12 protein-coding genes are annotated in these 14,588 nt (G+C 64.3%); 1 reads left to right on the forward strand and 11 read right to left on the reverse strand.

What is annotated here, in order from left to right:
* The first annotated feature begins 88 nt into the window (after nucleotides 1-88).
* Entirely contained in the window at nucleotides 89-589 is a 501-nt protein-coding gene (dtd, locus tag AC0AII_RS06255) for a D-aminoacyl-tRNA deacylase (RefSeq protein ID WP_490446510.1), read from the forward strand.
* Here the strand turns inward: dtd and AC0AII_RS06260 are convergent.
* From AC0AII_RS06260 to rsmH, 11 genes are all read right to left on the reverse strand, one after another.
* Complete coding sequence (locus AC0AII_RS06260; protein WP_490446511.1) at nucleotides 582-1,478, reverse strand: cell division protein FtsQ/DivIB; 897 nt, start codon at nucleotides 1,476-1,478, stop codon at nucleotides 582-584. The genes dtd and AC0AII_RS06260 overlap by 8 nt on opposite strands.
* A gap of 362 nt (nucleotides 1,479-1,840) precedes the next feature.
* Entirely contained in the window at nucleotides 1,841-3,460 is a 1,620-nt protein-coding gene (gene murC / locus AC0AII_RS06265; protein WP_490446588.1) for a UDP-N-acetylmuramate--L-alanine ligase, read from the reverse strand.
* Nucleotides 3,461-3,548: 88 nt separating this feature from the next.
* Nucleotides 3,549-4,781, reverse strand: coding sequence for a UDP-N-acetylglucosamine--N-acetylmuramyl-(pentapeptide) pyrophosphoryl-undecaprenol N-acetylglucosamine transferase (locus AC0AII_RS06270; RefSeq protein WP_490446589.1), 1,233 nt, complete (start codon nucleotides 4,779-4,781; stop codon nucleotides 3,549-3,551).
* A gap of 70 nt (nucleotides 4,782-4,851) precedes the next feature.
* Nucleotides 4,852-6,075: a peptidoglycan glycosyltransferase FtsW gene (locus tag AC0AII_RS06275; RefSeq protein ID WP_101432129.1), complete on the reverse strand. Its 1,224-nt coding sequence runs from the start codon at nucleotides 6,073-6,075 to the stop codon at nucleotides 4,852-4,854.
* Complete coding sequence (gene murD / locus AC0AII_RS06280) at nucleotides 6,059-7,498, reverse strand: UDP-N-acetylmuramoyl-L-alanine--D-glutamate ligase (RefSeq protein ID WP_490446512.1); 1,440 nt, start codon at nucleotides 7,496-7,498, stop codon at nucleotides 6,059-6,061. The genes AC0AII_RS06275 and murD overlap by 17 nt, the downstream gene beginning before the upstream one ends.
* A gap of 79 nt (nucleotides 7,499-7,577) precedes the next feature.
* Entirely contained in the window at nucleotides 7,578-8,681 is a 1,104-nt protein-coding gene (mraY, locus tag AC0AII_RS06285; RefSeq protein ID WP_101432127.1) for a phospho-N-acetylmuramoyl-pentapeptide-transferase, read from the reverse strand.
* Between the two features lie 74 nt (nucleotides 8,682-8,755).
* The gene (locus AC0AII_RS06290; RefSeq protein WP_490446513.1) at nucleotides 8,756-10,282 is read right to left on the reverse strand and encodes a UDP-N-acetylmuramoyl-tripeptide--D-alanyl-D-alanine ligase; all 1,527 of its coding nucleotides are present in this window, start codon (nucleotides 10,280-10,282) and stop codon (nucleotides 8,756-8,758) included.
* 9 nt (nucleotides 10,283-10,291) lie between these two features.
* Entirely contained in the window at nucleotides 10,292-11,173 is an 882-nt protein-coding gene (locus tag AC0AII_RS06295) for a UDP-N-acetylmuramyl peptide synthase (RefSeq protein ID WP_490446514.1), read from the reverse strand.
* 46 nt (nucleotides 11,174-11,219) lie between these two features.
* On the reverse strand, nucleotides 11,220-13,001 hold the full coding sequence (locus AC0AII_RS06300) for a peptidoglycan D,D-transpeptidase FtsI family protein (RefSeq protein ID WP_101432125.1): 1,782 nt from the start codon (nucleotides 12,999-13,001) through the stop codon (nucleotides 11,220-11,222).
* A complete protein-coding gene (gene ftsL, locus AC0AII_RS06305; protein WP_490446515.1) occupies nucleotides 12,998-13,489 on the reverse strand; it encodes a cell division protein FtsL in 492 nt (163 codons plus the stop codon). Before ftsL ends, AC0AII_RS06300 begins: the two co-directional genes overlap by 4 nt.
* On the reverse strand, nucleotides 13,486-14,577 hold the full coding sequence (gene rsmH, locus AC0AII_RS06310; protein ID WP_490446516.1) for a 16S rRNA (cytosine(1402)-N(4))-methyltransferase RsmH: 1,092 nt from the start codon (nucleotides 14,575-14,577) through the stop codon (nucleotides 13,486-13,488). Before rsmH ends, ftsL begins: the two co-directional genes overlap by 4 nt.
* Nucleotides 14,578-14,588 lie beyond the last annotated feature (11 nt).

The following is a 14,588-nucleotide window of genomic DNA, read 5'->3' on the forward strand; positions in this document are numbered from 1 at the left end:
AACGGGTCTCCAGCCTGACCCTCACCAGGTACCGGTCCAGCTGTACCCTGCGGCACTACAACAACGCTGAAGTCTTTAGACTGGAACCATGAGAATCGTCATACAGCGGGTCAGCCATGCCCGGGTCGATGTGGTCGACGAGCAGGGGCAGCCGGATCCTGATTTCCATCCACAGAGCATCGGAAAAGGCCTCTTGCTCCTGGTGGCCGTCCAAGATTGCGACGGCGATGCCCAAGTGGACTATGCCGTCCGCAAGCTGACCCGGATGCGCATCTTCGCCGATGAGGAAGGACGAATGAACCGGTCGGTCCTGGACTGCGGCGGCTCCATCCTTTCCATTTCCCAGTTCACCCTCTATGCGGATCTGCATCGTGGCAATCGCCCCAGTTTCATGGCTGCGGGAGAACCCCAGCATGCCCAAAAGGTCTGGCAGGATCTAAACCAGGCCCTGGCTGCGACTGGCGTGCCAGTTGCCATTGGGCGCTTCGGCGCCCACATGCGAGTGGATCTGGTCAACGACGGCCCTGTGACCATCCTGCTGGACACCGACAAACTGATGAAGCCGGCAGCTTCTACAGCGTCTATTTGACAATGGGCCGCAGGGGCGCCGACACATCCAGCTGATGCTTGTCGCCGATCTTGGACGGATCGTTGATGATCTTGTCGACCACGGCCTGCTTGAGCTTCAGGTCGGAGCCGTCGCCCCAGATGATGACATGGTTGCCCTGGTCCAGCTCGGTGGTGATGGAGTCCTGGGTTTCAGCAGTCACCTTGGTCACCGAATGACGCATGGCCTCGGGCATGGTCGACAGTATCCGCAGAGTCTGCCTGACCGCCTGATCCTGCTGGGCACGATTGACGGTGGACACCTGGATGACCGGCACTCCCTTCACCGGCTTGGACACAGTATTGAGCACCCTCCCCTGCCTATCGACGGCCGTCAGTTTGTCCTGCGCATCCTTGAAGACCGCAGTGGGCTCCTGGGCATCGAAGGTCACCTCCAGACCGTGCGGAAAACTCTTGCGGACCTTGGCATCGGTCACCCCGGCCATGCCGCTGATCTCCTGCTCGACTCCATTAGTGGAAATCAGCAGCAGCGAGCGATCCCCCTGATGAGCCACGATTGAGGCCACCCGATCGTTGGACACCCATGCATTGCCGCCGCTGACATCGATCTTGTCATTCTGCAGGCGGAAGACCGGCGAGAGAAAAAGCAGCCATGACAGTCCTGCAATCAGAGCCATGACCAGGAGGACGACAGCTGTCCGGATCAGGACCAGCCGGCGGCTGACCTTCTTCTTCTCACGCACCCGAGCCTGAAAGTCCAACACCTTGGGCCGAACGAAGATCCCCAGCCCCTGATCCTCCTGGTCGGTGCCTATCCTGCCAGAGACGGGTCGATCCGGCGGTATGGTCCTGGCATCGACGAATCCGCCGGCAGAACTGGTCGAACGAGATTCTGCAGACTTGGATGCCACAGCATTTGAGGCTGAGGCCCTGCTGCCTTTTACCAGAGAGCGGGAGGATGAAGAGGCCGACCTTGGGCTGCGTGTCCGGGACCCGCCTGCGTTCTTAGCACGATTCGGACGGCCTTTGAGACGCCTGGACCGCTTGAGACGCCGGCCCTTGCCGCTTGTTTTTTCAGCCTTGGACCGGCTACCTGCCAGTCCCGCAGCACCGCCAACGGTCGACCTGCCCGATCTGGCGGTTCTGCCGGTCTGCTGTTCCTCTCCCAACGGCCTGGTACGCCCAGACCGGGCTGTCCGCGCAGCCTTGGCAGCCCGAACGGCCCTGGTTCTGGAAGAGGCTTTGCTGGAGGCGCTGCGACCCTTGCCGGTCTTCACTGCTCGTCCCGTTCAGCAAGCTTGTCAAGAATGACCGGTCCCATGGCGGTGACATCGCCGGCGCCCACAGTCAGGATCACATCCCCCGGCTCTGCCCGCCCGGCCAGATCCAGAGCTGCCTGATGCATATCCGGGCAGGCCCGGAAAACAGCTCCAGCCGACCTCTTCCCGGAATCCTGGGACTCCTGGTTCGATGCCTTGCGAGCGGCGGCAGGGATGGTCCCGGCATCCACGCCCGGAAAATCGCTGGCCAGCTCGCGGGCGGGGAAGATGTCGGTTACGGTCACATCGTCCGCCAGGGACAAAGCATCGGCGAACCGGTCGGCGAAGATGGCTGTGCGCGAATACAGGTGAGGCTGGAAGAGCACCCTGATGGTCCGCCCCGGATAACGCCGTCTGGCGGCGGTCAGCAGGGCGGCGATCTCCGTAGGATGATGGGCGTAATCGTCCACTACGGTGACCCCATGCTGGATTCCGCGGACCTCAAAGCGTCGAGAAGCCCCGCGGAAGTCGGCGGCAGAAGCGGCAGCCATATCAGGATCCATTCCCAGCAGGATGGCGGCGATGATTGCCGCGGCGGCATTGCGGGCGTTGTGGATGCCGGGAATCGCCAAGTCCACCTGCAATTCGAGCGGCTTGCTGGCATCCAACCCTGCGGCCTGGAGCACCTGCGCGGGGAGAGCCAGACGGCAATGCTCACGACCGCTGCCGCTGCTTTCGGACTCGGATTCGATGCGAACCAGGCCCAGGGCCCCGGGCAGGGAGTCAATACTCACCTGGGGATCGGATGCATAGACGATGACCTTCGCCTGGCAGTCCCCGTGCAGCCGCCGCAGTACCTCCAGGGCGCCCTGGTCGTCCCCGCAGACCACCAGGAAGCGGCGGGCATGCCGGGCATGTTCCACAAAGGCCTGGTGGAAAGCATCAGCAGTGCCGTAGTGGTCCAGATGGTCGGGCTCCACGTTGGTGATGATGGCGATGTCGGGAGTGTACTTGCCAAAGCTGCCGTCGGACTCGTCCGCCTCGGCCACCAAGACCCGCCCGGCTCCCACATGGCCTCCGTCCATGGGCCCCTGGCCGCTCTGGAGGCTTCCCCCGATGGCATAGCTGGGATCGGCCAGGTCCCCTTGGCCGCCCTTGGTCAGCAGGTGGGCCAAGAGCGCGCTGGTGGTAGTCTTGCCATGGGCACCGGCCACAGTGACCGAAATCCTGGAGGCCATGAGCAGGGCCAGAATGTCGCTGCGATGGACCAGCCGGGCACCAGACTCCCGCGCTGCCAGAATCTCGGGATTGTCAGGCTTGATGGCACTGGACCAAACCACCGTGCGAGCCCCGGCCACGTTGCGGGCATCCTGGCCAATGGCGACACGGATTCCCAGCTGACGCAGGCGGCGGGTCTTGTCCCCCTCGGCACGGTCTGATCCGGAGACCTGCACCCCCTCCTGGCGGAGCATCTCGGCCAGCACGCTCATCCCTGCCCCGCCGATGCCGATGAAGTGTGTAGGCCCCAGATCCTTGGGGTCGCGCACTCCGGCCTGGGCCAAGGCAGGCAGACAGGGGTCCAGGACCGGTAGGGACCGGTCGCCGCCGTCCTGCCGACCGGGCCTAGTATTCAATTCATGCTTGGGCACAGTAGTTGCATCTCCTCCAACAGTTCAGGACCATTTAGGACGGTCGCCAATCGCCTGCCTCCATTATGCCCGATTAGACCCTCCCTGAGTCCTTGCGAGCAATGCCTTGGTCGGCCATGGTCAGGATCTGCTCGGCCATCACCTGAGCGGCATCGCGAATCCCGTATTCCCAGGCCCGGCGGCGCATGTCAGCCAGCCTATCCTTATCAGCCATAAGAGCAGGGACGTGCTGGGCCACCCATTTGGCGTCCAGTGCCGCATCATCGACCATGAGCCCTCCCCCGGCCTGAACGACTGGCTGGGCGTTGAATCGCTGCTCGCCGTTGCCGATGGGCAGGGGCACATAGACGGCGGGCACGCCTAGGGCGGCCAGCTCGCTGACAGAGCCGGCACCAGCCCTGCAGACCACCAGATCAGCGCAGGCAAATGCCAGATCGATCCGCTCCAGGTATTCGGCCATGTGGTAGTCCCCCTGGCCCCGATGAGCCGGGTCCAGATCGTTGATGGCCGCATCGCCCAGGTCAGCCGCCACCTGCTCCCTGACCTGGTCGGCCTTGCCACGGCCCGTCAGATGGATGACCTGGGTTCGATCCAGTAGCTGCCTTGCCGCGCCAGCCACCGCCTTGTTCAGGCTGAGCGCACCCAAGGATCCTCCGGTGACCAACAGAATGGGCCTGTCGGGATCCAGACCCAAGGACTGTGCAGACTCCCGACGGGCTCGTGCGGGGTCAACCTCCATCTGCCTGGCCAGTCGGGCGATGGCCGGCCGCAAGGGCAGACCCACGCGGCGCACAGGCACGCCGGCCCGGGCTCGGATGCCGGTATCCTCATATGCCGTGCCTACGAAATCAGCCCAGCGAGCACCCAGTTTGTTGGCCATGCCTGCCCGGGCGTTCTGCTCGTGGACGACGATGGGCAGGCCCAGGTTCCGTGCAGCCCTGTAGGCCGGCGCCGAGGCATAGCCGCCAAAACCTACCACCAGGTCGGCCGACCGATCCTGCAAATACCCTCGGACACGCTTCACCTCATGCCGCCAACGCCGGGGGAAGTCCAGGGCAGCTTTATTGGGACGACGAGGGAAGGGCACCTTCTCAATCAAATCCAAGGGAAGGCCGGCGGCTGGTACCAGGTCATGCTCCAGCCCGACGGCAGTGCCGATCACGCTGACAGCAGCCTGGGGGCAGCGCTCCCTAATGGCCGCAGCCACGCTGAGCAGGGGGTTGACATGCCCTGCCGTCCCCCCGCCGGCCAGCACCAGATGGGGACCAGCGTCCTTTTCGGCATGCTCCTGGTCGTCCCCAGGCATCCCGTTCTCGGTCCTCGTCGCTGTCGTCATCCGTGAATCCGCTTCCTTTCCGCCATATTCATGCCATATCTCAGGACCCGTCCGTGGCCGCCTTCACGTCCGGCTGAGTCCGAATCATCTGCAGGGCCACCCCTGCCGAAGCCAGGCAGGAGATCAGGGCGGTCCCTCCAGCCGACACAAAGGGCAGGGGCAGGCCGATGACCGGCAATAGGCCCAGAACCACACAGATGTTGACCAGGGCTTGGCCCACCAGCCACACATCCAGGCAGATCAGCACCATGCCCGCATACCGGTTCCTGGTGGTCAGGGCGATCCTCAGCATGCACCAGCCCATGACCACAAAGACCAGAATAAGCATGGCCGCCCCTACAAAGCCCAGCTCCTCGCCGATGACGGCGAAGATGAAGTCATTGTGCGCCTCGGGCAGGTAGTTCCACTTCTCCCTGGAGTTGCCCAGCCCGACCCCGGTCAGACCCCCTGATGCCATGGCATACAGTCCGTGGATGGACTGGTAGCAGACACCCTGAATGTCATCCGCCGAGCACTTGCCGTAGGCGGCCATGATCCGCTGGGTCCGGTTGCTGTTGCCGTAGACCGAAAAGCCGATGACCGCCGCCATCCCCAGGACTGCCAGGCTGAGCAGCCAACGCAGGGGGAAGCCCGAGACCAGGAAGGCCACAAAGCCGATGATGACGATGATCATGGCCGTGCCCAGATCCTTGCCCAGCATGATCAGCAAGAAACTGACCAGAAAGCCGACGGCCGGCCTGGCATAGGCCTTGGCCTGGCTCTTCAAGTCGGAATCCTTGCCAGCCTGCCGTTGGGCTTCGATCAGGGCCTGGGGCAGCCACAGGCACAGGGCCAGTTTGAGCAGCTCGGCCGGCTGCATGGAGATGCCCCCCACCGAGATCCATCCCTCATTGCCGTTGGCGGACCGCCCCAGCGGAGTACGCGTCAGCAGCTGGATGCCCTGGCTGACAATCAGAAACCCGGTACTCCAGCTCCGGTAGCGGTCGATGCTGATCCTCACGGCCAAAAGGGCCAGCAACAGCCCCACCACGGCGTATATGCTCTGACGAATAACCTGGCTCCAGGGAGAGCTGCCCTGGGCCACCAGATCCACAGCCGAGGAGGAAAAGACCATCATCAGGCCGAAAACCGTGGTGGCGACGACCGTGGCCAAAAAGCCGTAGTAGCACCAGAGCGGGTTGAGAATGGCCCGCCAGCCCCGGTAGTCACCCTTGCCGCCAGACCCCCGGGAGGGATCTTTGTGCGGATCAGTGTCGCGCTTCATGCTCGTGGACCCACTGTTCGGCCTGCTGGGCAAACTGGTCGCCCCGGTCGGCATAGGAGGCGAACTGATCCATGGAGGCGCAGGCGGGGGCCAGCAGAACCACCTGGCCAGGCTGTGCATAGGAGCCAGCTGCACGGACGGCCCGGGCCATAACCTGATCGCCGGCACCAGGGTCGATCAGGGTAACCGGCAGATCGGGCGCCTGGTCCTTGATGGCCTGGGCCATGGGCTGCTGATCCCGGCCAATGATCACGGCTGCAGCCAGCTTGGGCCTGCGGGACCGGACCAGATCGTCAAAGCGGGCGCCCTTGGCCAACCCGCCGGCCAGCCAGACCACCTGGCCGTCATGGTAGCTGGCCAGGGAGGCCTCGGCGGCATGGGCGTTGGTGGCCTTGGAGTCGTCTACGAAACGGATGGCCTGCGAACCCTGGCCCAGGGTGGCCACCGTGCTGATTCTGTGGTCGCCGGGGGTGAAAGCACGCATGGCCTCGATGGCCGCATCGACCTTGGCTCCAGCACCCAGTGCCAAGGCCAGGGCGCAGAGGGCATCAGCCAACAGATGGGGGTAGACCGTGCCGTCAGGCTCGCATAGATCCGTCAGGTCGGCCACCCGGACCAGCCTGACGCCCTCCTCACAGTCCTGACCGGTCAATCCGCTGCGGTCTATGACCCAGCCGTCCTCCACACCCAGCTGCCCAGGCTCGGGCCGACCCAGGGTGAACCCCACACGTCGGCAGCCTGTGGCTGGCTGCGCCTGCCTGGCCAGATCAGCGACCCGGGAGTCATCGGCGTTGTAGACCAGGGCCTTGCGCACGCCCCGGTAGATGCGCGCCTTGTCGGCCGCATAGGCCTCAAAGCCCCCGTGCCAGTCCAGGTGGTCGTCGGCCAGATTGGTGATGGCTGCGCACTCCAGGGTCGGCGAAAAAGTGAAGTGCAGCTGGAAGGAGCTCAGCTCTACGCAGAGCATGTCGTTGTCGGGATCCAGGACGGCTGTGGAGACGGCCTTGCCGATGTTGCCCACCGCGGGGGCCGTGAATCCGCTGGCCTGCATCATGGCGGCGACCATCCTGGTGGTCGAGGTCTTGCCATTGGTGCCGGTGATTCCGATCCAGGGGGCTGGCCGGCCGGTCCGAGCTGCGGGCACCCGCAGCATCCAGGCCATCTCCACTTCGCTGACCACGGGAATGCCCCGACGCTGCGCCTCGAGGATAAATGGGGTGCGCGGATTGAAGACAGGCGAAGCCATGACCAGGTCCACCTGGCTCCAGTCCACCTGGTCGAAGTCATGAAGATCGGCCTGCGGGGCGCGCTGATCCACAGTGATCACCCCGGCCGCCCGGCCTCGCAGGGCTGCGGCCACGCTCCGTCCGGAAATGCCCAGCCCGGCGACCAGTACACGCTTCTGGCTCAAGTCCATATCCATGAACACCTCATTCCGCTAGCTCCGGCATCTGCTTGGCATGATACCGGCTGCCGAAGTCCGGTACCGTGAATGGACGCACTCAGATGGTCAGCCCGGAGCGGACCACCCAGTCTGCGTAGAAGCAGACCAGGGCCAGCAGGACGAAGATCAGGTCCACCATCCAGAACCGGACAACCACTTTGGACTCCTGCCAGCCCATCAGCTCGAAGTGGTGGTGGATGGGCGCCATCTTGAAGACCCGCTTGTGGGTGAGCTTGAAGTAGCCCACCTGGATAACGTCGGAGGCGGCCTCGCCCACAAAGAGCCCACCCAGGATGACCGCCAGAAGCTCGGTATGGGTAGCGATGGACAGGGCTGCGAAAAGCCCGCCCAGGGCCAAGGATCCGGTGTCGCCCATGAAGATGGAGGCCGGATTGGTGTTGTACCAGAGGAAGCCGAAGCAGGCCACGGCGGCGCAGCAGGCGATGATGGCCAGATCCAGGGGGTCGGAGACCGCATAGGCATGGCCGGGATGGCTGCCGCCTTTCAAGTGGTAGCTCTCCCAGAAGGCGATGACCGTGTAGCCCACGAAGGCGATCATGGAGGAGCCTGAGGCCAGCCCGTCCAGGCCGTCGGTCAGGTTGACCGCATTGCTCCAGGCCGTCATGAGCAGATTGACCCAGATGATGAACAGCACCACGGACAGGACGCTGCCTGCCATGCGGAAGTCGATGATGGGCTGCTCCACGAAGGAGATGCCCGCCTGAGCGCTGGGGTAGCCATTCTTGGTGGGCAGTTTCAGGGCCAGCACCGCATATATGGTGGCCAGAATGAACTGGCCGATGAACTTGGCCCTGACCGACAGACCCAGGTTCTGCTTCTTGCGCACCTTGGCAAAGTCGTCGATGAAACCCAGAAAGCCCATGGAGAGCATGGCGAACAGCACCAGCATGGCCGACAGGGAGACGGATTCCCCCCGCGACAGGTAGCGGTAGAGCGCCGAGGCTGCCCAACCCAGCAGGATGGCCAGGTTGATGATCAGCCCGCCCATGGTCGGGGTGCCGCGCTTGACCAGGTGGGACTTGGGCCCGTCCTGGCGGATGTACTGGCCGTAGTGCAGGCGGTGGACCAGCCGTATCAGCAGGGGGGTGCCTGCCAGCGTCACCACCAGGGCGACTAGGATTCCTATGATGAGGGCAATCACAGTGTGTACTCCAACTCTTGGATGCTGTCCTTGAACGTTCTACCCCGCTGTGGGGATGCCAGTAGATTCATGGCTCAGCCCTGCCACCGGTCGGCCAGACCGGACAGGCCTGACATGTGCGAGCCCTTGAGCAGAACAAGATTTTGCCGGTCAGGATGCTTGGCGCATAGGCGGCGAACCATGTGATCGGCCTGGTCAGCATCCTGGGCGAAGAGGACTCGGATGGCCCCAGGCTGTTCCTCGCTGGGATCAGACAGGCCGCCAGCGCCACGGACCAGGGCATGAACCAACCCGTCCATCTGCTGATCCTGGCAGCCCACCGCGACCAACGCATCAATGCCCAACCGACGGCAGTAGGCGCCGATGTCCTGGTGCAGCTGTTCCCCTCGATCGCCCAGCTCAAGCATGACCCCCAGGACGGCTATCCGATAGACCGGACCGTCGGATCCCCTCCAGGCGGCCAGAGCGTCCAGACCGGCCCGCACGGAGTCGGGATTGGCGTTGAAGGAATCGTCAATCAGGGTGAAGGAGGCATCCGGCAGCCGGACCGAAGACACGGCCATCCGATGCGGGCTGATCTGCCGCTGTCGACCCAGCTCATCGGCGATGCGCCCTGCGTCCAGACCCAGAGCGTGGGCAACGGTGGCAGCAGCCAGGGCATTCATGATGTTGTGCCGTCCTGGAATGCCCAGACGCAGCCGCACTGGTTGCTGGCCACGCAGACGCAGCTCGAAGGCCGGCCTGTCCAGGCTGTCGCTGTCCAGGTAGTGAGCCGAGCCGTCCAGGTCGCGGTCCTGCCCGCCGTCATCAGCGGCCATGCCAAACCGCAGAACGGGCCCAGAGGCCAGATCAGCCATGGCAGCCACCCGGGAATCGTCGACATTGAGCACGGCTGTCCCGCCCGGCACCAGGCCTTGCACGATCTCGCTCTTGGCCTGGGCGATGCGGTCCACGGAGCCGAATTCGCCCAGGTGGGCTACTCCCACCTTGAGGACCAGAGCCATGTCCGGGGGAACCATCGTGGTCAGTCGGGCGATCTCACCCACGTGGTTAGCGCCCATCTCGGCCACCAGGTAACGGGTGTCCGGCCCGACCTCCAAGGCAGTCAGAGGAAGGCCGATCTCATTGTTGAAGGATCCGACCGGAGCCACCACCGGACCCAGGAGGGCCAGCAGGGAGGCCAGCAGATCCTTGGTCGTGGTCTTGCCAACAGAGCCCGTGATGCCGATGACCGTGAAGGGGCTGGCGTCCTGACGCCGATGGTCTATGTTGGCCCGCGCCAGCAACCCCAGGGCGGCAACCGTATCGTCCACAAGAATCTGCGGCAGGTCAGCGCCCGGAACGAGATGGTCGACCAGGGCCGCACGGCAGCCCTTGGCTCCCAGACCGGGGACATAGTCATGGCCGTCCACATGCTCGCCCTTGATGGCTACGAAGAGCCCATCGGCTCCCGCCTGCCGGGAGTCGGTCACCACCCGCATGCGCACGGACCGCTGGTCGGATTCGTGACCAGGACTGACCTCGACCAGCCGACCGTGCACATATTCGACGACCTCTTCCAGGGTCATGGGCATGGACCCGGCCCCTACAGACTGACTCATCCTCACCTCTCAGGACATTTCGCGGGAGACGCGCAGGGCGCTCCTGATGTTGTTGCGTTTGACGCCGGCGGCCATGGTCATGGCGATGCACAGGGACAGATCGTCGCTCTGCGCATCGGCAGGCAGGGACTGGCGGGCCAGCCCGTCGGATTCCTCGTTGCGCTTGGCCACAATGGTGTGCCCGCCCAGGTTGAACCCGTATCGGCGGGCCCTGGAGATCAGCCGTACGTGCCGCATGTCGCGGGTGGAGCCCTCCTGGGAACCCAGGGCCACCACATCCAGGTCCACCGCCTGCAGGGCATCTCTGGCCAGGGTCTGTTCGTCCACGGAGATGACCACGGCGGCCGCCCCATCCTCCAGGGCGATGGACAGACTGCGCTGCACATCGAACATGCTCAGGGGATATTCCAGATCCAGTCGCCGGTCCAGCGAGTATGAGCCCTTGGCGCTGAGAATGCCGACAGGATTGCCCAGCACATGCAGGAAGTCGGCTAAAAGATCCACCTGCTCCTGCACCTGGGAACCAACCAAAGCGAACACAGCCAAGGCCCCTGAAGGGTCACCGGCGGCATTGGCCAGCAACTGGCCCATCTGCCAGGCATGCATGGTGCCGAAGAGCAAGGGTATGCGGGCCCGGCCCACCTCGTGACGGGCCGAGGCCGGCAACAGGGCCGCATAGGCGCCGCGAAGCTCAGCCTCCTCAATCATGCCCTGGTCCACCTGCCGGTCTGCAGGCACGTAAAGGCTGCCTGGCCGCACTGAGGGCAGGTCGTCCACCAGTGAAGTCACCGTCACTGGTTCAGCGAAATCAGGGACCAAGGTCAGCCCGTAGCGCCCCTTGAGCTGACCCAGGGTCAGTCGTCGGGAGATTGATTCACTCAGCGCACTCATGCTGCAATCTCTCCTTCGTCCGGGAACGCCATGATGCCTGCCGGTATCACCATGTTACCGGGATAGCATCGGTTCTGGGCGGGGACGTGGGGACCTGGTATTTCTGCATAAGGAATTCACCGATCTGGGCGAAGATGGGACCGGCGGTGATGCTGCCGAAAACGCCATCGCTGCTGTGGGGGTTTTTCAGGACCACGGTGACCACAAAATGAGGGTCGTCAGCAGGCAGGATGCCCACCCAGTCGCTGATGATGCCACCCAGGCCGCCCGAGCTGTCGGCCACCTCGGCGGTACCGGTCTTCGAGGCCACCCGATAGCCCTCTACCTTGGCCGTATTCTGGTACTTTTCAGCCACCGACTCCATGCCGTTCATCACCGTAGCCGCCACCTTCTCATCCACGACCCTCACCCGATTGGCCTTGACGGCACCCTGATCGCGGATGATGGTCTGATCTGCCCGGACCCCCTTGTTAGCCAGGGTGGCGATGACGTTGGTCAGCTGGATGGCGTTGGTGGCATAGCCCTGGCCGAACAACACCGTGTTGCGGGTGCGCCGATCCCAGGTCTGAGGCGAAGTCAGCAGGCCCTTGGACTCCCCCGGCAGGCCCAGGGACGAGCCCTGGCCGATGCCGAAGCGAGTCAGATAGTCGTAGCGCTTCTGGTCCGGGTAGTGTTCGCCGGCCATGACCATGCCCACGTTGGAGGAGTTCTGCAGAATGCCGGCAAGGGTCCAGTGCTCCACGGGGTGGTCGAAGGCGTCCTTGTACTGCTGGTTGTCCACGGTGATGTGGTCGGGCACGGTGAAGCGGTCGCTCATGGAGTGCACCTGCTCCTGAAGCATGCCGGAGATCGAGATGGTCTTGCCGATGGAGCCGGGCTCGAAGGTCTCCGCCACCGCCCGCGAGGAGTTGACCTTGGCCTGGTCGCTGCCCGCCTGATAGTCGTCGGTGTCAGCCAGGGCCAGGATCTCGTTGGTGCGGGTGTCCTGGACGACGGCCAGGGCCCAGTCGGCATGAAAGCGCTGGCAGCCCGACTTGAGGGCTTGACGGACATACCACTGAACGTCCTGATCAACGGTCAGGGTCACATCCTTGCCGTTGACCGGATTGCGCTGCTGGGTCACGGTGCCGGGGATCTCCTGGCCAAGCATTCCCTGCTGGTAGACCGTGTAGCCGTCAGTGCCGGTCAGCTGCCGATTCTCCATCTGCTCGATACCAGCCACGCCCTTGCCGCTGTCGTCGATGCCCCCGATCAGGGCTCCCATCAGATCCGCATGCGGATACGTGCGTTCGCTGCTCAGCTCTGCCGTGATGATCCCCTGCAGCCCCAGCTTGTCGATGGAGCGCTTGACCTCGGGAGTCACCCGCTTGGCCAGCACCACGTACCGTCCAGGGACGCTGAGCTTGCCGCCCAGCTCCATGGCGTTCATGCCCAGGGCTGGCGCCAAGAGGCGGGCCACGCCGGCGGCACCGTCAGCGCCCACCGGATGCCCCTTGATGCTGTGGCAGTCACTGCCTGTGCGCTTGGTGCAGTTGACAGGTATGAAGGATGCGGCCGCCTCGGGATCACCGATGATATTGTATCGTTCCAGGCTCTGGGCCAGCACCCGGCCATTGACATCAAGGATGCGGCCACGCTGGGCCTTGATGGTGTGCGGCACCGTGCGGCCCGCCGCAGCGGCTTGGGCCATGGACCTTCCGTCGAAGAGCTGGATATAGGCCAGCTTGCCCAGGGCCATCGCGGCCACCAGGACCAGGATCAGACCTACAGACAAGGAACGTTTGCAGAAGGACAGGTGCCATGAGCGTTTGGTTTCCTTGCCGCTCATGGATGCTCCGCCTTGCCCTGGGCACCCCGAGGGGGCTTGTACCCCTGCAGATCGATGGAGTTCAGGCCCTGCTGGGGCTGCATGCCCAGCTGCTGGGCCTTGTCCGGCAGGGAGGCCTGGAGTTGGTCGAGCTTGTTCTGGTCATCCTGGACGTCCTGGGTCAGATTGCTGATTTCATGCTGAACCCTGGTGGCCTCGAAGGAGTCCTGGACCATCTGGGTGCGCAGCATCAGGGACCCGAACATGCAGGCGGCCAGAAAGATCACGGAGGCCATGATGCGCAAGAGAGGATTGCCACGGGTCCGCGTCCAGCCGATCAGACGCCGGGCCCCCTCAGCCACTGGACCTCGTTCGGGACGGCGGGCCTTGCCTGCCTTGCCTGTGCCCTTGATCAGACTGAGCTCAGGCCTGGTGGGCATCTCCTGGATGCGAGGATGACCCTTGTCCGGAGAGGCCTTGGAACGGACTGAACGTGCTGGCATGGTCATGACCGGCGCCTCGATTCCGAACCGTGGCCGGCACGACGATGGCGACCTGCTGAGCCCTGCCCACGGGCCTCGGCCTGGAGCCGGCGACGACGCTCCTCAGGAATGTCTCCGATCATCTCAACAGCCCGCAGGCGCACTGAAGCGGACCTGGGGTTGCGTTCCCGCTCGGCAAGGTCGGCCTTGATGGCGCCATGAGTCAGATCCGACAGGTAGGGGCGGGCCTGATCCGGCACCACCGGCATACCCGCCGGCAGATCCACGTGCAGTCCCGGCGCCATGAAGCGCTTGACCATGCGGTCTTCCAGGGAGTGATAGGACTCCACGACCAGACGACCTCCCTTGGCCAGCCGCAGCATGGCCTGGGGCAGGGTGCGCCTGAGACGGTCCAGCTCTCCATTGACCTCGATGCGCAGGGCCTGAAAGACCCTTTTGGCCGGATTGCCTGGCGGACGATGGCCACGCGGCACTGCCCTATCCACCAGACGGTCCAGTTGAGCAGAGGTGGTCAGTGGATGCTCCTGCCTGGTTTCGACGATGGCCCGTGCGATGCGGCCTGCATAGCGCTCCTCCCCGTACCGGGAGAAGATGTCGGCCAACTGGTCCTGGTCATACTCGGCCAGAACCCGTGCGGCCGTCAGCTCCTGGCTGGTGTCCATGCGCATGTCCAGCGGGGCGTCCTGCCGGTAGGTGAATCCCCTGTCGCGCTGGTCGATCTGCAGGGAGGACAATCCCAAATCCATGAAGATCAGGTCCACTTGCCCCAGGCCCAGGGCATCCAGCTGCTGGTCCAGCTGATCGAAGGGGGCGTGCACCGGCGTGAAGCGGTCGGCCAGACCCTCGTCGCGCATCCGGCCAGTGGCCAGATCCAGGGCCTGGCTATCCCTGTCTATGCCAATAAGACGGGCCCCAGGGCAGGACTTGAGGAAGGCGGCGGCGTGACCAGCCAGGCCCAGCGTGCAATCCACAGCCACGGCCCCCGGGTGCTCCAAAGCGGGTCGGGCCAGTGCAAGGCAGCGTTCCAGCAGGACGGGACGGTGGACCCTGCCGCTGTCCACGGCCTCCTGGTCGGGAGGATTGTGATCTGACATCAGGGCCTCCA

The sequence above is a fragment of the Bifidobacterium sp. VU/mBH4 (B4) genome (genome assembly GCF_058199535.1).